General features: G+C 63.5%; 15 protein-coding genes and 1 pseudogene. 11 read left to right on the top strand and 5 right to left on the bottom strand.

All coding sequences use genetic code 11. The features are described 5' to 3' along the window. Positions 1–51 precede the first annotated feature (51 nt). The 4 genes from IB235_RS21110 to ugpB are packed head-to-tail and all read right to left on the bottom strand — an operon-like array spanning position 52 to position 4,214. A complete protein-coding gene (locus IB235_RS21110) occupies positions 52–1,116 on the bottom strand; it encodes a sn-glycerol-3-phosphate import ATP-binding protein UgpC (protein ID WP_192338406.1) in 1,065 nt (354 codons plus the stop codon). Beyond that, on the bottom strand, positions 1,117–1,986 hold the full coding sequence (gene ugpE / locus IB235_RS21105; RefSeq protein ID WP_192338405.1) for a sn-glycerol-3-phosphate ABC transporter permease UgpE: 870 nt from the start codon (positions 1,984–1,986) through the stop codon (positions 1,117–1,119). Continuing rightward, entirely contained in the window at positions 1,979–2,860 is an 882-nt protein-coding gene (ugpA, locus tag IB235_RS21100) for a sn-glycerol-3-phosphate ABC transporter permease UgpA (RefSeq protein WP_192338404.1), read from the bottom strand. Before ugpA ends, ugpE begins: the two co-directional genes overlap by 8 nt. A gap of 55 nt (positions 2,861–2,915) precedes the next feature. Beyond that, on the bottom strand, positions 2,916–4,214 hold the full coding sequence (ugpB, locus tag IB235_RS21095) for a sn-glycerol-3-phosphate ABC transporter substrate-binding protein UgpB (protein WP_192338403.1): 1,299 nt from the start codon (positions 4,212–4,214) through the stop codon (positions 2,916–2,918). A gap of 340 nt (positions 4,215–4,554) precedes the next feature. Here ugpB and IB235_RS21090 point away from each other — a divergent pair, with 340 nt between their 5' ends. Next, positions 4,555–5,508 carry a hypothetical protein gene (locus IB235_RS21090; RefSeq protein ID WP_192338402.1) on the top strand — a complete coding sequence of 318 codons (954 nt, stop codon included), beginning with the start codon at positions 4,555–4,557 and terminating at the stop codon, positions 5,506–5,508. Here IB235_RS21090 and IB235_RS21085 read toward each other — a convergent pair whose 3' ends face one another. Then, a complete protein-coding gene (locus tag IB235_RS21085) occupies positions 5,509–6,285 on the bottom strand; it encodes a DeoR/GlpR family DNA-binding transcription regulator (protein ID WP_192338401.1) in 777 nt (258 codons plus the stop codon). Positions 6,286–6,475: 190 nt separating this feature from the next. Here IB235_RS21085 and glpD point away from each other — a divergent pair, with 190 nt between their 5' ends. The 10 genes and pseudogenes from glpD to IB235_RS21035 form a co-directional block, all read left to right on the top strand. Then, positions 6,476–8,053, top strand: a complete 1,578-nt coding sequence (glpD, locus tag IB235_RS21080) for a glycerol-3-phosphate dehydrogenase (RefSeq protein ID WP_192338400.1) — start codon at positions 6,476–6,478, stop codon at positions 8,051–8,053. Between the two features lie 10 nt (positions 8,054–8,063). Further along, positions 8,064–9,140, top strand: a complete 1,077-nt coding sequence (locus tag IB235_RS21075) for an ABC transporter ATP-binding protein (RefSeq protein ID WP_192338399.1) — start codon at positions 8,064–8,066, stop codon at positions 9,138–9,140. 12 nt (positions 9,141–9,152) lie between these two features. Then, complete coding sequence (locus IB235_RS21070; protein WP_155038988.1) at positions 9,153–10,241, top strand: ABC transporter ATP-binding protein; 1,089 nt, start codon at positions 9,153–9,155, stop codon at positions 10,239–10,241. Then, a complete protein-coding gene (locus IB235_RS21065; RefSeq protein ID WP_155038987.1) occupies positions 10,241–11,116 on the top strand; it encodes a carbohydrate ABC transporter permease in 876 nt (291 codons plus the stop codon). Before IB235_RS21070 ends, IB235_RS21065 begins: the two co-directional genes overlap by 1 nt. Further along, complete coding sequence (locus IB235_RS21060; protein ID WP_155038986.1) at positions 11,113–11,916, top strand: carbohydrate ABC transporter permease; 804 nt, start codon at positions 11,113–11,115, stop codon at positions 11,914–11,916. Before IB235_RS21065 ends, IB235_RS21060 begins: the two co-directional genes overlap by 4 nt. Beyond that, a complete protein-coding gene (locus IB235_RS21055) occupies positions 11,916–12,341 on the top strand; it encodes a DUF2160 domain-containing protein (RefSeq protein WP_192338398.1) in 426 nt (141 codons plus the stop codon). Before IB235_RS21060 ends, IB235_RS21055 begins: the two co-directional genes overlap by 1 nt. A gap of 60 nt (positions 12,342–12,401) precedes the next feature. Beyond that, positions 12,402–14,126 (top strand): ABC transporter substrate-binding protein, encoded by a 1,725-nt coding sequence (locus IB235_RS21050; protein ID WP_155038984.1) that lies wholly within the window; start codon positions 12,402–12,404, stop codon positions 14,124–14,126. A gap of 63 nt (positions 14,127–14,189) precedes the next feature. After that, positions 14,190–15,677, top strand: a complete 1,488-nt coding sequence (glpK, locus tag IB235_RS21045) for a glycerol kinase GlpK (protein ID WP_192338397.1) — start codon at positions 14,190–14,192, stop codon at positions 15,675–15,677. Further along, positions 15,674–16,807 carry an iron-containing alcohol dehydrogenase gene (locus IB235_RS21040; RefSeq protein WP_192338396.1) on the top strand — a complete coding sequence of 378 codons (1,134 nt, stop codon included), beginning with the start codon at positions 15,674–15,676 and terminating at the stop codon, positions 16,805–16,807. Before glpK ends, IB235_RS21040 begins: the two co-directional genes overlap by 4 nt. Before the next feature lie 265 nt (positions 16,808–17,072). Beyond that, a pseudogene (locus tag IB235_RS21035) lies at positions 17,073–17,200 on the top strand (bifunctional methylenetetrahydrofolate dehydrogenase/methenyltetrahydrofolate cyclohydrolase); the annotation flags it as partial.

Genomic DNA, 17,200 nt, shown 5'->3' with positions numbered 1-17,200 from the left:
CGGCATATAGGAACGACTAGACCGGTCGTCTAGTAATAATAGACCAGTCGTCTAGAAATTATCCAACCGCCGCCCGTCCGTGGGATCGAAAACATGCAGATGCTGCGGATCGGGCGCGACATCGACCCGGTCACCGCGCTGCGCTTGCGTCGTGCCGGGCAGGCGCAGGGTCATGGCGGCGTCCGATCCCGCGATCACCCCATAGCCAAAGGCATCCGCGCCCAAGCGCTCGACCGAGCGCAGATCGACCGGGATTGCGGGCTGCCCGGCCTCGGCCAGATGCAGATGCTCGGGACGCAGGCCCAGTCGCAGGCTGCCCGAGGGCAGGCCGGACAAGGGCAGGCGATGACCGCCGGGCAGGGTGACACCGCCCGCCTCGGCCTCGACCGTGAAGATGTTCATCGCCGGAGAGCCGATGAAGCCCGCGACGAATTCGGTGGCCGGGGTCTGATAGACCTCAAGCGGAGTCGCGATCTGCTCGGCCACGCCCTTGTTCATCACGATCAGGCGGTCGGCCAAGGTCATCGCCTCGACCTGATCATGGGTGACGTAAAGCGTGGTCTGGCCGGTGCGCAGATGCATCTCTTTGATCTGCAACCGCATCTGGACGCGGAGTTTCGCATCCAGATTGGACAGCGGCTCATCAAGCAGAAAGGCCGAAGGCTCGCGCACCAAGGCCCGGCCCATCGCCACCCGCTGGCGCTGCCCGCCCGACAAGGCGCGGGGCTTGCGGTCCAGATAGGGTTCCAGTTCCAGCATGCGGGCGGCTTTGGCCACCTGCGCCTCGATCTGATCCTTGGGCATTTTCGCGATCTTCAGCCCATAGGCCATGTTCTCGCGCACCGACATGTGGGGATAAAGCGCGTAATTCTGAAAGACCATGGCGATGTCGCGCTCGCGCGGTTCAAGGTCGTTGACCACCTTGCCGCCGATTTCCAGCGTCCCCGAGGTGATTGCCTCAAGCCCGGCGACCATGCGCAGCAGCGTGGACTTGCCGCAGCCCGAAGGGCCGACGATCACCACGAATTCGCCATCGGGAATTTCGATGCTGATGCCGTGGATGACCTGATTGCCGGAATAGCTTTTGCGAACGTCGTTCAGAAGGATGCGGGCCATTTATTTCTCCGTCTCGACCAAACCCTTGACGAACCAGCGCTGCATCAGCACGACCACAAGGATCGGCGGCAGGATGGCCAGCACGGATGTGACCATCACCAGGTTCCAGGGCGTATCGGCATCCGCAAAAGAGATCATCTTTTTCAGCGCGATGACGATGGTGTTCATTTCGTTGGAATTCGTGACCAGCAACGGCCACAGATATTGCGTCCAGCCATAGATGAACTGGATGACGAAGATCGCCGCGACATTGGTCAGCGACAGCGGCCACAAGATGTCGCGAAAGAACCGCCACGGCCCGGCGCCATCCACCCGTGCGGCCTCAAGCAGCTCATCGGGGATGGTCATGAAGAACTGCCGGAACAGCAGTGTTGCCGTGGCCGAGGCGATCAGCGGCAGGATCAGGCCCGGATAGGTGTCGATCAGCCCCAGATCGACCATGACCTTGTAGGTGGGCTGGATGCGGACCTCGACGGGCAGCATCAGCGTGATGAAGATCAGCCAGAAACACACCATGCGCAGCGGAAAGCGAAAGAACACGATCGCATAGGCCGAGGCCATGCTGATCGCGATTTTCCCCAGCGCGATCCCCAGCGCGACGATGGTGGTGTTGGCCAGCAGCCGCCACAGGCTGACGCCGCCGATGCGGCTGACCCCGCCGCTGAAGGCGTCACGGTAATTGGCGGCGGCCTCGGCTCCGGGGATCAGCGGCAAAGGCGGGCGCAGGATGGTCTGGGTCGTATGGGTCGAGGCGATGAAGACGTAATAGATCGGGAAGGCCACCACGATCACGCCCAGAACCATCCAAAAATGCGCCAGCATCCTTTCGCTGGCGCGGGCGGCGATGGGGCTGTCCTGGACCTCAGCCATAATGCACCCTCCGTTCGATGAAGCGGAACTGGAAGGCGGTCAGGGCGATGACGATCACCATCAGGATCACCGATTGCGCGGCAGAGGAGCCCATGATCAGGTTCACGAAGCCGTCGTTATAGACCTTGTAGACCAGCGTTTCCGTGGCTTTGCCCGGGCCGCCTCCGGTGACGGCATGGATGATCCCGAAGGTGTCGAACAGCGCATAGACCGTGTTCACCACCAGCAGGAAGAACGTCGTTGGTGCCAGCAGCGGGAAAGTAATGGTCCAGAAACTGTGCCGACGGGTCGCGCCGTCGATGGCGGCGGCCTCCAGCAGCGAACGCGGGATGGCCTGAAGCCCGGCGACGAAAAACAGGAAATTATAGCTGATCTGTTTCCATGTCGCGGCGGCGACGATCAGGATCATCGCATGATCGGCATTCAGCAGCGGATTCCAGTTGATGCCCATGATCCGCAACGGGCGTGCCAGCGTCCCGAAACTGGGATTGAACATGAACAGCCACAGCATCCCGGCGATGGCGGGCGCAACGGCATAGGGCCAGATCATCAACGTGCGATAGAAGCCCTTGCCGCGAATGATCTTCTCCGCCTGCACTGCCAGAAACAGCGCAATCGACATCGCCAAAAACGCGACCGAGGCCGAAAACACCGCGGTCACCTGCACCGAGTTCAGGTAATTCGGATCGCTCAGCACCTTCCGGAAATTCGCCAAGCCGACAAAGGTCGAACTTAGCCCGAAAGGGTCCTCTTTCAGCATGGATTGCCGGAACGCCTGCGCGGCGGGCCAATAGAAAAAGATCAGCGTGATCGCAAGCTGCGGCGCCAGCAAAAGCCAGGGCAGCAGCCTGTGCGGAAAGACCGTGCGTCTCATCCGTCCCCCCCTTGTCGGTGGGGCGGGCAGCCAAGGGCCGCCCGCCGGTTCCGGCTTAGCCGCCGGTGAGGTCCCTGATCGCGGCATTGCCGCGCTCGGCTGCGTTTTTCAGCGCGGTTGCGGCATCCTGCTGGCCCGCCAGCATCTTTTCGTATTCTTCGTTCTGGATGTCGCGCAGCTGCGGCAGGTTCGGCGCGCGCACCCCCTTCGAGTTCTCGGTCGGCGGCTTGCCGGACATCTGCAGGATCGGCACCTCGCGCGCCGGGTTCTTTTCATAGAAGCCCGAAGCCTTGGTCGCCTCATAGGCGGCCATCGTCACCGGCAGATAGCCCGACTGTTCGTGCAGGAACTGTTGCACCTCGGTCTTGGACAGATAGGCAAAGAAGGCGGCGACGCCCTTGTAGATATCGTCCGACTTGCCGCCCATCACCCAAAGCGAGGCCCCGCCCGGCGTGGTGTTCTGCGGCGCGCCCGCTGCGGTTTCGTCATAGGGCAGCTGGCCAATGCCGTAATTCATCCCCGACTTCACGATGTCGCCCAAGCCACCCGAACTTTCGGTCAGGATGCCGCATTCGCCCGAGGTGAAGTTCTGCTTGGCCTCCGATGTGCGGCCGCCATAGACAAAGACGCCCTCTTTCGCCAGATCGGCAAGTTCTTGGAAATGCTTGACGAAAAGTGGGCCGTCGATCTTCAGCTCGGGCACTCCGGCCAGTCCGTTTTCATTCGTGGCCCAGCTGACATTGTTCCAGGCGGCGAAGTTCTCGGTATGGATCCAGGTCAGCCAGGTCGAGGTATAGCCGCAGGTCGCAGCCCCCGATTCCTTGATCTTGCGGGCGGCGGCCCAGACCTCGGCCCAGGTCTTGGGTGGGTTGTCCACATCAAGGCCCGCCTTCGCGAAAATGTCCTTGTTGTAGTAAAGGATCGGCGAGGACGAGTTGTAGGGGAAGGACAGCATCTCGCCTTCCGGGGTGGAATAGTAACCGACGATCCCGGCCAGATACTGGCTTTTGTCGAAGGTCTGGCCGCCTTCCTTCAGGACCTCGGCCACCGGCTTGATCGCGCCCTTGGCGCCCATCATGACGCCGGTGCCCACGTCAAAGACCTGCATGATGTCGGGGGCCTGTCCGGCGCGGAAGGCGGCGATGCCCGCGTTCAGCGTTTCGGGATAGGTGCCCTTGAACACGGGCTTCAGCTCATATTCGGACTGGCTGGCATTGAAGTCGCTGGCGATCTTGGTGACGACCTCGGCATTGGCACCGGTCATCGCGTGCCACCAGGAAATCTCGGTCGCGGCATGGGCAGACAGGGGCAGGGCCGCCATCAGACCTGCGCACCAGAGTGCGGTCTTCTTCATGGATGAACCTCCGTTCCATGTGGTCCGGCAGACCGAAATCCGCCGCGCATGGGCGGGCTGGGATGGCCCGTCCACGGACCGGATCCTCCCCATCCGGCCCGCCGAGTGTAGTCCGACCAGACATGGCGCTGTCAATTCGCAATGCTTGGTGACAGCGGCATGACCATGGGGCAGGAATGTTTTTAGTGTCCGGCAGGAAACCATGCGGCCCCGGTAATCGTTGAGATGCCAGCGGACGGGACCCGTCATACAGGGGAGATTTCCGAATGAATTCGATCATTTACATTGTCGGTCTGGTGGTCGTGGTGCTGTTCATCCTATCCATGCTCGGCCTGCGGTAATGCCAGATCAGGCGCCGGTCGCGGGTCGCGGCCAGGTCGACTGGGGCGCAGTGCTGGCCGGTGCGGTCGTTGCCGCCGGTGCTGCGCTGGTGCTGACCACGCTGGCGGCCGGGCTGGGATTTGGCTCGGTTTCGCTGGGGGTGGATGGCGGTATCAGTGTGATTGGCCTGATCCTGACCGGGGTCGTCTCGGCCTGCTCGATGCTGTTGCCATATTGGCTGGGCGGCTATGTCGCCGGGCGCATGCGTCGCCCGGTTGGCGGTCGATCGGCGGATGGGCTGAACGGTCTGGTGGTCTGGGGGTTGGGATTGATCCTGACCACCATGGTCACCGGAGGCCTGATCGGCGGCACCGTCCGCGCGGTCGAAGAGGGCGTCCATGCCACCACCGAGGCCGCGGGCGATGCGATGGGCGCCGTCGTGCAAGAGGCCAAGGATATGGCGGGTCAGGTTCATCTGCCCGGTTTCGATGACCTGCTGCCCGATACAATCCCGAACAATCCGCTTGATTACATCGCGGACAGCCTGCTGCGCGCCGACGGCCCGCCGCCGCAGCTTCCACAAGGTGAAGGGATTGAGATCCGCCGCCAGATCATCGCCGTGTTGGTGCAGTTGCTGCATCGGGGCGAGATTTCGGATGAGGATGCCGGTTTCCTGCATCGCAAGGTGGCCCAGCTAACCGGTCTGGCCGAAGATGCTGCCAAGGCCCGCGTCGATCAGGCCATTACCCGCGTGCAGGACATTCGCACCGAGACCCAGCAGAAGGTCGAGGCCGCCAAATCCGAAGCCGAAGCCAAACTGACCGAGGCCAAGGCCGCTGCCGCCGGTCTGGCGGACAAGCTGCGGCTGGCGGCGATGCTAAGCGCCTTTGTCATGGCGGCATCGGCCCTGCTGGCGGCGTTGGCAGCGCGTTCCGGTGCGATCCGCGGTGGCAGGACGCGCGAGGCGACCTGATTACTCTTGCGGATGGGCGGGGCAGATCTGGATCTGCGTTCCCCATTCGGCGCAGCGCGCGGCCAGATCGCGGGGCAGCGGGCAATCGGTGAACACCGTGTCGATCTCGGACAGGCTGGCGATACGGGCCGGGGCCGGGCGGCCCAGCTTGGAATGATCGGTGACCAGAAAGGCCCGGCGCGCCTGACGCAGGATGGCGCGGCTGACCCGCACTTCGGCCAGATCGAAATCCAGCATGTCGCCGTCATGGTCCAGGGCCGAGGTCCCGACCACCGCGTAATCGACCTTGAACTGCTCAAAGAACTGCGTCGTCAACTCTCCGACCAGCCCGCCGTCTGACCGACGCAGCGCGCCCCCCGCCACCATGATTTCGCAGCCGGGATTGGCCAGCAGGATATTGGCCACGTTCATGTTGTTGGTGACCACGGTGATGTTCGAGTGATGGACCAAAGCCTGCGCCACCGCCTCGGTCGTGGTGCCAAGGTTCAGGATCAGGCTGCAATTGTCGGGAATGGCGGCTGCGCAGGCCGCGCCGATAGCGGATTTGGCATCCGCATTCATCCGCCGCCGCGCCTCATATCCCAGATTGACCGTGCCCGCGCGGGGCACCGCGCCGCCATGCACGCGGTCCAGCAAGCCCGCCTCGGCCAGCTCACCCAGATCGCGCCGGATGGTTTGCAGCGTCACCTCGAACCGCTGGGCCAGATCATCGACCTGCACACGACCCTCACTGCGCGCCAGATCAAGAATCTGGTTCTGCCGAATGCCCAGTGCCATGTCGCCTCCCTTGTCGCGCTTCCCGGATGAAGATGAAGCCATTCGCGAATACGCGCAAGTCTGCCATACCGCAAATATGAATGTTCGTTTTGTTGGTTTTCGCAAGGTAAACGAAAATATCTGTTGACGGATACGTGAGCGCGGGTGCAGCTTTCGCTTCAGACGGGGTTGGGAGGCTTCGGAGGGTCGGGTGTCGTCGCAAGCAGGTTTGGTCAGTGATCTTTTCATCATCGGCGGCGGCATCAATGGCTGCGGGATCGCGCGTGACGCGGTCGGGCGCGGCCTGTCCGTTACGCTGGCCGAGATGGGCGATCTGGCCCAGGCAACCTCGTCTGCCTCGACCAAGCTCTTCCATGGCGGGCTGCGTTACCTTGAGTTCTTCGAATTCCGGCTGGTCCGCGAGGCGCTAGAGGAACGCGAGACGCTGCTATCGGCCATGCCCCATATCAGCTGGCCGATGCGTTTCGTGCTGCCCTATTCCCCGGACATGCGGTTCGAATCCGCCACGCCGACTTCGCGGCTGCTGGGGATGGCGATGCCGTGGATGCGGGGGCGTCGTCCGGGTTGGCTGATCCGTCTGGGACTGTTTCTTTACGACAATCTGGGCGGACGAAAGATCCTGCCGGGCACGCGCAGGCTGGACCTGTCCAGTGATCCCTTGGGCCGTCCGCTGAAGCAGGGTTTCCGGCTTGGCTGGGAATATTCCGATTGCTGGGTGCAGGATGCGCGGCTGGTCGTGCTGAACGCCCGTGATGCCGAGGCGCGGGGCGCAACCATCCTGACCCGCCGCCGCGTCACCCATGCCGAGCGCGTGGACGGTTTGTGGCACATCACCACCGAAGGCGCGGATGGCCCGGCAGTCCATCAGGCCCGCGCGCTGGTCAATGCCGGGGGTCCGTGGGTCGAGGATGTCATCCGCAATGTCACCCATATCCCCACGACCGAAGGCGTTCGGCTGGTTCGTGGCAGTCATATCGTCGTGCCGAAACTCTATGATCACGACCGCTGCTATTTCTTTCAGGGGACGGATGGGCGGATCATCTTTGCCATCCCCTATGAGCAGGATTTCACCCTGATCGGCACCACCGACATGGACCACAAGGGTCCGCCCGGTGAGGCCCGCTGCACCGACGAGGAGCGCGATTACCTTTGCGCCTTTGCCAGCCGCTATTTCGCGCTGCCGGTGACGCCCGCTCCGGTGGTCTGGACCTATTCCGGGGTGCGGCCGCTTTACAATGACGGTGCGAAATCGGCCACGGCGGCGACGCGGGACTATGTTCTCAGCCTGCATGAGGACGGGCCGCCGCTGCTCAACGTCTTTGGCGGCAAGATCACCACCTATCGGCGGCTGGCGGAAAGTGCGCTGGCAAAGCTTGCGCCGCATTTCCCGCATTCCGGGGCGGCATGGACGGCGCGGGTGCCACTGCCGGGCGGCGATTTTCCGGTCAGCGGCGTGGCCACGCTGACCTCGCGCATCGCCGCACGCTATCCATTCCTGACGGCGCCGCAGGTCCAGCGTCTGCTGCGCACCCATGGGACCGAAGTTTTCGACGTGCTGGGCAATGCCACCTCGCGCGCCGACCTTGGCCGGGATTTCGGCGCCGGCCTGTCCGAGGCCGAGGTGAACTGGTTCCTGACCCGCGAATATGCCCGCACAGCCGAGGACATCCTGTGGCGGCGCACCAAGCTGGGATTGAAGATGACAAGCGAACAGATCGACGCGCTGGCGGCATGGCTTGCGGGCCGCGCCGCAGACGCGGCCGAGTGAGGGAGAGGCAATGGTTCTGGAATTGCAGGCAGTGTCACGGATGGTCGAGGGGCGGGTCCATATCCACCCCACCAGCCTGACATTGCAGAATGGCACGATGAACGTGCTGCTGGGGCCGACCTTGTCGGGCAAGACCAGCCTGATGCGGCTGATGGCGGGGCTGGATGCGCCGACCACGGGCCGCATCCTGTGGCATGGCGAGGACGTGACCGGCAAGCGCGTGCAGGACCGGGGCGTCGCCATGGTCTATCAGCAATTCATCAACTATCCCGGCCTGACGGTTTACGAAAACATCGCCTCGCCCCTGCGCATCCTTGGCCGCCCCAAGGCCGAGATCGACCGCAAGGTCCGCGAAACCGCCGAGATGCTGCACCTGACGCCCATGCTGGGGCGCAAGCCCTTGGAACTGTCGGGCGGCCAGCAGCAACGCTGCGCCTTGGCCCGCGCGCTGGTCAAGGGCGCGGGGCTGGTGCTGCTGGATGAACCCTTGGCGAACCTCGATTACAAGCTGCGCGAGGAATTGCGGGTGGAAATTCCCCGCATCTTCGAGGCCTCGGGCGCGATCTTTGTCTATGCCACCACCGAACCCGAGGAAGCGCTGCTTCTGGGCGGCAATACCGCGACCCTGTGGGAGGGTCGCGTTACCCAATTCGGCCCGACGCCCCGCGTCTATCGCGAGCCGGTCGATGCGACCACGGCGCGGGTCTTCAGCGATCCACCGATGAATTTCACCGGGGCGGTGAAACAGGGCGCGCGGCTGAGCTTCGGCGAGGGCGTCGATGCCCCGGCCTTTGCGGTTCAGGAAGGCAGCTACATGGCCGGTTTCCGCGCCAATCACCTGTCGCTGGAACGCCCCTCGGCGGCGGCGCTGGATCTGCGCTGCAAGGTGATCGTGACCGAGATCACCGGCGCGCAAAGCTTCATCCATGTCAGCCACGGTGAGGATCGCTGGATCGCGCTGGTCGAAGGCGTGCAGGTGCTGGAACCGGGGCAGGAAATCTCGCTGTGGCTGGATCCGCGCCACATCTATCTGTTCGACGGCGAGGGTCGGCTTGCCGCACCCGCCGCCTATGCGCAAGCCGCCTGAGGGAGGGGGATCATGGCACAGATCACGCTTGAAAACCTTGCCCACAGCTACAGTGCGCATCCGAAATCGGACAGCGACTATGCGCTGAAGGAAATGACCCATGTTTGGCAGGATGGCGGCGCCTATGCGCTGCTGGGGTCGTCGGGCTGCGGCAAGACCACGCTTCTGAACATCATCTCGGGGCTTTTGCGGCCCAGTCAGGGACGCATCCTGTTCGGCGATCGCGACGTGACCGACGCGCCCACGACCGAACGCAATATCGCGCAGGTTTTCCAGTTCCCGGTCGTCTACGACACCATGTCCGTGCGCGACAATCTGGCCTTTCCGCTGCGCAATCGCGGCATGGATGCGGCCTATATCAAGACCCGCGTCGACCAGATCGCCCGCATGATCGGGATGGAGGCGATGCTGTCCCGCAAGGCCCAAGGCCTGACGGCGGATGCGAAACAGAAGATCAGCCTTGGCCGCGGCATGGTTCGTGAGGACGTGAACGCCATCCTCTTCGACGAGCCGCTGACCGTCATCGACCCGCATATGAAATGGGAGCTGCGCACCCAGCTGAAACAGCTGCACCGCCAGTTCGGCCATACGATGATCTATGTCACCCATGACCAGACCGAGGCGCTGACCTTCGCCGACAAGGTCGTCGTCATGTATGACGGCCGCGTCGTGCAGATGGGTACGCCCGAAGAACTGTTCGAGACACCGGCGCATACATTCGTGGGATATTTCATCGGCTCTCCGGGGATGAATTTCATCGATGCCAAGATCGACGGCCACCGCGCCATGCTGATCGGCGGCACACAGGTGGATCTGGGCGCACATTACGGCACGCTTGCCGGGCGCACCCGCATCGGCATCCGCCCCGAACATGTCGTGCTGTCCGATCAGGGCCTGCCGGTGACCATTCGCCGGATCGAAGATGTCGGTCGCCACAGGATTCTGCGCGCCGAACTGTCCGGCACTCCCTTCAATATCGTCCTGCCCGAGGACGCGCCTCCGCCCGGCCCCTCGCCGCGCGTGGCGTTTCTGCCGGGCAAGATCGGCGTCTATGCCGATGACTGGCGGGTCGCCCCGCAAGCTGTGGAAAGGGCCGCCTGATGCAGAAAATCCAGAACAACAAGGCTTGGTTCCTGGTTCTGCCGGTGTTGGCGCTGGTCGCCTTTTCGGCGGTGATCCCGCTGATGACGGTGGTGAACTACGCTTTCAACGACACTTTCGGGAACAATGAGTTCTTCTGGGCGGGCCTCGAATGGTTCGATGAGATGATCCATTCCTCGCGCCTGCATGGGGCGCTGGGGCGGCAGATCCTGTTCTCGGCCATCGTGCTGGCGATCGAGGTGCCGCTGGGTATCTTTGTCGCGCTGAACATGCCCAAGAAGGGCTTCTGGTCCAGCCTTGTGCTGGTCGTCATGGCGCTGCCGCTGCTGATCCCGTTCAACGTGGTCGGTACGATTTGGCAGATCTTTGGCCGCGTCGATATCGGCCTGCTGGGACATACGCTTGAGGCGCTGGGGCTGGATTACAACTACGTCAACGATCCGATCGACGCCTGGGCCACGGTCATCGTCATGGATGTCTGGCACTGGACCAGCCTTGTCGCGCTGCTGTGCTATGCCGGGCTGCAGTCGATCCCGCAGGCCTATTATCAGGCCGCGCGCATCGATCAGGCCAGCCGTTGGGCAGTGTTTCGCTATATCGAGCTGCCCAAGATGAAGGGCGTGCTGCTGATCGCCGTGCTGCTGCGCTTCATGGACAGCTTCATGATCTATACCGAGCCCTTCGTGCTGACCGGCGGCGGTCCGGGCAATGCCACCACCTTCCTGTCCATCGATCTGGTCAAGATGGCGGTGGGGCAGTTCGACCTTGGCCCGGCGGCGGCCTTCAGCCTGATGTATTTCCTTGTGATCCTTCTGGTCAGCTGGGTGTTCTACACCGTCATGACCAGCATGGACAAAGCGGAGGCAGCCCAATGACACCGCGTTCCGCCAAGATCGTCATGACGCTTTACCTGCTGTTCCTGATGATCCCGATCTACTGGCTTGTGAACATGAGCCTGAAGACCAATGCCGAGATCACCGGCACCTTCAGCCTGTTTCCGCAGAACCTGACCTTCCGCAATTATCAGGTGATCCTGACCGACCCCAGCTGGTACATGGGCTATGTCAACTCGATCATCTTCGTGGTGATGAACACCGTCATCTCGATCGCGGTGGCCTTGCCTGCGGCCTATGCCTTCTCGCGCTACAATTTCATCGGGGACAAGCACCTGTTCTTCTGGCTGCTGACCAACCGGATGTCACCGCCCGCGGTCTTCGCGTTGCCCTTCTTCCAGCTGTATTCGTCGATCGGGCTGTTCGACACGCATATCGCGGTGGCGCTGGCGCATTGCCTGTTCAACGTGCCGCTGGCGGTCTGGATCCTTGAGGGTTTCATGCGCGGTGTCCCCAAGGAGATCGACGAGACTGCCTATATCGACGGCTATTCCTTCCCGCGCTTCTTCGTGAAGATCTTCATGCCGCTGATCGCCAGCGGAATCGGGGTCGCCGCCTTCTTCTGCTTCATGTTCTCATGGGTCGAACTGCTATTGTCGCGCACCCTGACCTCGGTCAACGCCAAGCCGATCGCGGCGACCATGACCCGGACGGTTTCGGCCTCGGGGATGGATTGGGGCGTGCTGGCTGCGGCGGGCGTGCTGACCATCGTGCCCGGCGCGCTCGTGATCTGGTTTGTCCGCAACTACATCGCCAAGGGCTTTGCCCTGGGGAGGGTCTGATGACCGACGCAGCAATCCCCGCCCATCGTCGCGGCAACTGGCAGGCCGTCTACCTGACCGCCGCGACCCTCCTTGGCGCCGTCCTTGCCTTCCTGGTCTGGGCCACGCCCACCAAGGACGGCGCCAAGGACTGGACCGCGCCGATGATCCCCGGTGGCTGGATGGCCTGGACCTTTCCGGTCGCGGCCTTCTTCTGGGTGATCGCCAGCCTGCTGGTCCTGTTCACCATTCTGGCCATCCGCTTTCCGGAAACCCCGCGCCGGGGCATCCTGCGGATCGAGACGACGCGTGGCGACCGGCTGTTCATCACGCTGCTGGGTTCGGCCTTCATCTGTCTGGCTTGGCTGTTCTTCTTTGGGGCTCCGGTTTGGTGGGGGCTGGCTTTGTGCCTGGCCTATGCCGCCGCGGTGTTCCGCTGGGTTTGAAATACCGGGCGGGGCTCAGGCCCCGCGCGGAAGAATGGACGTCTCATCAGGGAGGAAAACATGAGACCGACACGGACGACCACAGCGATCGCATTGGCGCTGATGGTCATGGGAGGAGCCCCGGCCTGGGCAGACATGGAGGCCGCCAAGAAATTCCTGGACGCCGAGATCGGCGATCTGTCCACGCTGCCACGCGCGGATCAGGAAAAGGAAATGCAATGGTTCATCGACGCCGCAAAACCGCTGGCGGGGATGGAAATCAAGGTCGTCTCGGAAACGATCACCACCCACGAATACGAATCCAAGGTGCTGGCCCCGGCCTTCACCGCCATCACCGGCATCAAGATCACCCATGACCTGATCGGCGAGGGTGACGTCGTCGAGAAGCTGCAGACCCAAATGCAGACCGGCGAGAATATCTATGACGGCTATGTCAACGACTCGGACCTGATCGGCACCCATTGGCGCTATCAGCAGGCCCGCGACCTGACCAAGTGGATGGCAGATGAGGGCAAGGCCTTCACCAGCCCGACGCTGGATCTGAACGACTTCATCGGGCTGAAATTCACCACCGCGCCGGATGGCGACCTGTACCAGCTGCCCGACCAGCAATTCGCGAACCTTTACTGGTTCCGGTACGACTGGTTCAACGATCAGAAAACCAAGGACGACTTCAAGGCCAAGTATGGCTACGATCTGGGCGTCCCGGTGAACTGGTCGGCCTATGAGGACATTGCCGAATTCTTCACCGGCCGCGACATGTCCTATATCGAAGGCGGCCCGGCCAAGGCCTGGGGCAACATGGATTACGGCAAGAAGGACCCCAGCCTTGGCTGGCGTTACACCGATGCCTGGATGTCCATGGCTGGCATGGGCGACAAGGGCGAGCCGAACGGTCTTCCGGTCGATGAATGGGGCGTCCGCGTCGACGAGAACTCTCGTCCCGTCGGCTCCTGCGTGGCGCGTGGCGGTGCGACCAACGACGCGGCTGCGGTCTATGCCGTGACCAAGGCGATCGAATGGCTGCAGAAATACACGCCGCCGGAAGCGCAGGGCATGACCTTCGGCGAGGCAGGTCCGGTTCCGGCGCGGGGCGACATCGCCCAGCAGATGTTCTGGTACACCGCCTTCACCGCCGACATGGTCAAGGAAGGGACCGCCGTGGTGAATGCCGACGGCACGCCGAAATGGCGCATGGCCCCCAGCCCGCATGGTGCCTATTGGTCGGAAGGGACCAAGATCGGCTATCAGGACGTGGGTTCGTGGACACTGATGAAATCGACCCCGGTGGACCGCGCGCAGGCCGCATGGCTTTACGCGCAGTTCGTTACCTCGAAGACCGTGGACGTGAAGAAATCCCATGTCGGGCTGACCTTCATCCGCGAGTCGACCATTCGCGACAAGTCCTTCACCGAACGCGCGCCCAAGCTTGGCGGTCTGGTCGAGTTCTATCGCTCGCCCGCCCGCGTGCAATGGTCGCCGACCGGCACGAACATCCCCGATTATCCGAAGCTGGCACAGCTGTGGTGGCAGAATATCGGTGATGCCATGTCCGGTGCCAAAACCCCGCAAGAGGCGCTGGATGCGCTTTGCGCAGAGCAGGAAAAGGTGCTGGAACGGCTTGAGCGCGCTGGTGTTCAGGGCGACCTCGGTCCCAAGATGAACGAGGAAAAGGACCCGCAGGAATGGCTGGACGCGCCCGGCGCGCCGGTGGGCAAGCTGGAAAACGAAAAGCCCAAGGGCGAAACCGTTTCCTATGACGAGCTGATCAAGTCCTGGCAGTAAGGGCTTACGGGGGCAGGGCCTTGCGCCTTGCCCCTTTTTCCATTTTCCGTCCCCGGTTCCAGCATGACCCATATCCTTGCCATTGATCAGGGGACGACCTCGTCCCGTGCGATCCTGTTTGACGCCTCGCTGCAGGTGATTTCCTCGGCGCAGGAAGAATTCCGCCAGCATTTCCCGGCCTCGGGCTGGGTTGAGCATGACCCCGCCGATCTGTGGGCCACCGCCGCCGCGACGGCGCGTGCCGCCATTGAGCGGGCAGGTATCGGTGCGGCCAGTATCGCCGCCATCGGCATCACCAACCAGCGCGAGACGACCCTGCTTTGGGACCGCGCCAGCGGGCGGGCGCTGCATAACGCCATCGTCTGGCAGGACCGTCGCACCGCCGATCTGTGCGAGCGGCTGAAGGCCGAGGGACATGAGGCGATGATCTCGGCCCGGACCGGGTTGCTGCTGGACCCCTATTTCTCGGGGACGAAACTGGCGTGGCTTCTGGACAATGTCGAAGGCGCCCGGGCGCGGGCCGAGGCGGGCGAACTGGCCTTTGGCACGGTTGACAGCTGGCTGATCTGGAACCTGACCGGGGGCAAGGTGCATGCGACCGACGCCACCAATGCCGCGCGGACGCTGCTTTATAATATCGCCGAGAACCGCTGGGACGAGGATATCTGCAAGCTGCTCGACATCCCGATTCAGCTTCTGCCCGAGGTGCGCGATTGCGCCGCCGATTACGGCATGACCCGCGCCGACCTGTTCGGGCACGAGATCCCGATCCTTGGCGTCGCGGGCGACCAGCAGGCCGCGACCGTGGGTCAGGCCTGTTTCCAGCCCGGAATGATGAAATCGACCTATGGCACCGGCTGTTTTGCGCTGCTGAACACCGGGCCGGACATGGTGCCCTCGAAGAACCGGTTGTTGACCACCATCGCCTATCGGCTGAACGGGCAGACGACCTATGCGCTGGAGGGCTCGATTTTCATTGCGGGCGCGGTGGTGCAATGGCTGCGTGACGGGCTGAAGATCATCCGCACCGCATCCGAAACCCAGCCCCTGGCGCAAAAGGCCGACCCTTTGCAGGATGTGGTGATGGTCCCGGCCTTTACCGGGCTTGGCGCGCCCTATTGGCGCCCCGATTGCCGGGGCGCGATCTTTGGCCTGACGCGCAATTCCGGCCCCGCCGAATTCGCCCGTGCGGCGCTGGAAAGCGTGGGCTACCAGACCCGCGACCTGCTGGAAGCGATGCGGGCCGATTGGGGTTCGGCGGGTGGGGCGGTGCTGCGGGTCGATGGCGGGATGGCGGCCAGCGACTGGTCGATGCAGTTCCTGTCCGACATTCTGGGCGCGCCGGTCGATCGACCCAAGGTGACGGAAACCACCGCGCAGGGGGCTGCCTATCTGGCCGGGCTGCAGGCCGGGCTGTGCCCGCCGCCCGATCAGATTTCCGGTCAATGGGCGCTGGATCGCCGCTTTGAGCCAAAGATGGATGACAGCCTGCGGCAGGCAAAGTATGCCCGCTGGAAAAAGGCCGTTGCGGCCACGATGGAGGCTGCATGAATTCCTTTGGCTTTGCCCTGCCGGGCCGCGTGATGTTCGGGCGGGGTGAGGCGCAAAAGGCTCCGGCGCTGATCCGGGCTTACGGTACGCGCGGGATCGTGGTGCATGGCGCGGATGGGACCCGGGCCGAATGGCTGGTGCAGGCTTTGCGCGCCGAGGGGACCGAGGTCCTGACGCTTGCCTGCGGATCGGAACCGACGCTGCAGATGCTACAGGACACGCTGGCACAAGCGAAGGGATTCCGCCCCGATTGGGTCGCGGGCTTGGGCGGAGGTGCGGCGCTTGATCTTGGCAAGGCATTGGCCGGGTTGATCCCGGCGCCGGGCGGGATCATGGACCACCTTGAGGTTGTCGGGCGCGGGTTGCCGTTGGCCGCCGCGCCCTTGCCATATATCGCACTGCCGACCACCGCTGGTACCGGGGCCGAGGCCACCCGAAATGCGGTGATCGGCTTGCCCGAACATGGCCGCAAGGTCTCGGTCAGGGATGAGCGGATGCTGCCACGTATCGCGATCGTCGATCCGGCGCTGACGGATCACTGCCCGCGTGGGGTGACGTTGGCCTCGGGGCTGGATGCACTGGCGCAGGTGATCGAACCCTATGTGTCCTCGAAGGCTACCCCCTTTACCGATGCGCTGGTGCGCCCGGTAATCGCGCCGGGCCTGCGCGCGCTGGCGCGGCTGATGCAAGCCGAGGATGCGGATGCGCGCGACAGGCTGGCATGGACCAGTCTTTGCGGTGGAATCGCATTGGCGAATGGCGGGCTTGGCGCGGTGCATGGACTGGCGGGCGTGATCGGTGGCGTCACCCCGGCCGCGCATGGCGCGATCTGTGGTGTGTTGCTGGGGGCGGTGCTTGAGATGAACCGCCGGCTGGTTTCCGATCCCGCGCGCATTGACGAGGTCTGCGCGATTATTGCCGATGTGCTGGGCGGCGATGCGGCGGACGCGCCACAGACCTTGGCGCAATGGGCCGCAGATTCCGGCTTGCCCGGGCTGCGCGCGCAGGGACTTGAGCCTGCGCAGCATGTCGCCGTGGCCGAGGCCTCGCTGGCCAGTTCCTCGATGAAGGGAAATCCGGTCGCGCCTGAAGTGTCCGAACTGGTCAAAGTACTGGCCGCGGCCGGCTGACGGCTAGGGCGCAGGCCTGCCCGATGCGACATCGCCGCGGGATCAACGCGGCGGTGCCTGAAAGCGCCACGCCCATGTCGCAAATCGCCTCGCGTCGCCCGAATGTCTGTTCCAGAACGGTTCCCGGTTGGAGAAGCGAAAGGAAAGATGATAGGGCCTCGGCGCAAATCAGGGTCTTGATCCGGTTCATGCCTGCGCGCGGCGCTGACGCGGCGGTCGGCAGGTCCGTTGTCAGGGCCATTGGCGAAGCGAAGGAGTGCGGCGAGTGACGGCGGAACTGATTGACGGCAAGGCGTTTTCTGTTCGGGTTCGGGGTCTGGTTGGGGCGCATGTGGCGCGGCTGGCGGCGCAGGGCATCGTTCCGGGTCTGGCAGTGGTGCTGGTGGGCGAGGA

Origin of the sequence: Paracoccus sp. PAR01 (assembly GCF_014851995.1) — a bacterium.
In the GTDB taxonomy this organism is placed as follows: domain Bacteria; phylum Pseudomonadota; class Alphaproteobacteria; order Rhodobacterales; family Rhodobacteraceae; genus Paracoccus; species Paracoccus litorisediminis.
Note: the sequence above shows the minus strand (reverse complement) of the source record. Positions and strands in the feature narration are given on the sequence as shown.

Excerpts from the sequence above, each read along its gene's own strand:
- IB235_RS21070 (WP_155038988.1), top strand. The coding sequence starts at position 9,153 with ATGGCACAGATCACGCTTGAAAACCTTGCCCACAGCTACAGTGCGCAT.
- IB235_RS21060 (WP_155038986.1), top strand. The coding sequence starts at position 11,113 with ATGACACCGCGTTCCGCCAAGATCGTCATGACGCTTTACCTGCTGTTC.
- ugpE (WP_192338405.1), bottom strand. The coding sequence starts at position 1,986 with ATGGCTGAGGTCCAGGACAGCCCCATCGCCGCCCGCGCCAGCGAAAGG.
- IB235_RS21110 (WP_192338406.1), bottom strand. The coding sequence starts at position 1,116 with ATGGCCCGCATCCTTCTGAACGACGTTCGCAAAAGCTATTCCGGCAAT.
- IB235_RS21040 (WP_192338396.1), top strand. The coding sequence starts at position 15,674 with ATGAATTCCTTTGGCTTTGCCCTGCCGGGCCGCGTGATGTTCGGGCGG.
- IB235_RS21075 (WP_192338399.1), top strand. The coding sequence starts at position 8,064 with ATGGTTCTGGAATTGCAGGCAGTGTCACGGATGGTCGAGGGGCGGGTC.
- IB235_RS21055 (WP_192338398.1), top strand. The coding sequence starts at position 11,916 with ATGACCGACGCAGCAATCCCCGCCCATCGTCGCGGCAACTGGCAGGCC.
- IB235_RS21050 (WP_155038984.1), top strand. The coding sequence starts at position 12,402 with ATGAGACCGACACGGACGACCACAGCGATCGCATTGGCGCTGATGGTC.
- IB235_RS21090 (WP_192338402.1), top strand. The coding sequence starts at position 4,555 with ATGCCAGATCAGGCGCCGGTCGCGGGTCGCGGCCAGGTCGACTGGGGC.
- glpK (WP_192338397.1), top strand. The coding sequence starts at position 14,190 with ATGACCCATATCCTTGCCATTGATCAGGGGACGACCTCGTCCCGTGCG.
- ugpA (WP_192338404.1), bottom strand. The coding sequence starts at position 2,860 with ATGAGACGCACGGTCTTTCCGCACAGGCTGCTGCCCTGGCTTTTGCTG.
- ugpB (WP_192338403.1), bottom strand. The coding sequence starts at position 4,214 with ATGAAGAAGACCGCACTCTGGTGCGCAGGTCTGATGGCGGCCCTGCCC.
- IB235_RS21065 (WP_155038987.1), top strand. The coding sequence starts at position 10,241 with ATGCAGAAAATCCAGAACAACAAGGCTTGGTTCCTGGTTCTGCCGGTG.
- IB235_RS21085 (WP_192338401.1), bottom strand. The coding sequence starts at position 6,285 with ATGGCACTGGGCATTCGGCAGAACCAGATTCTTGATCTGGCGCGCAGT.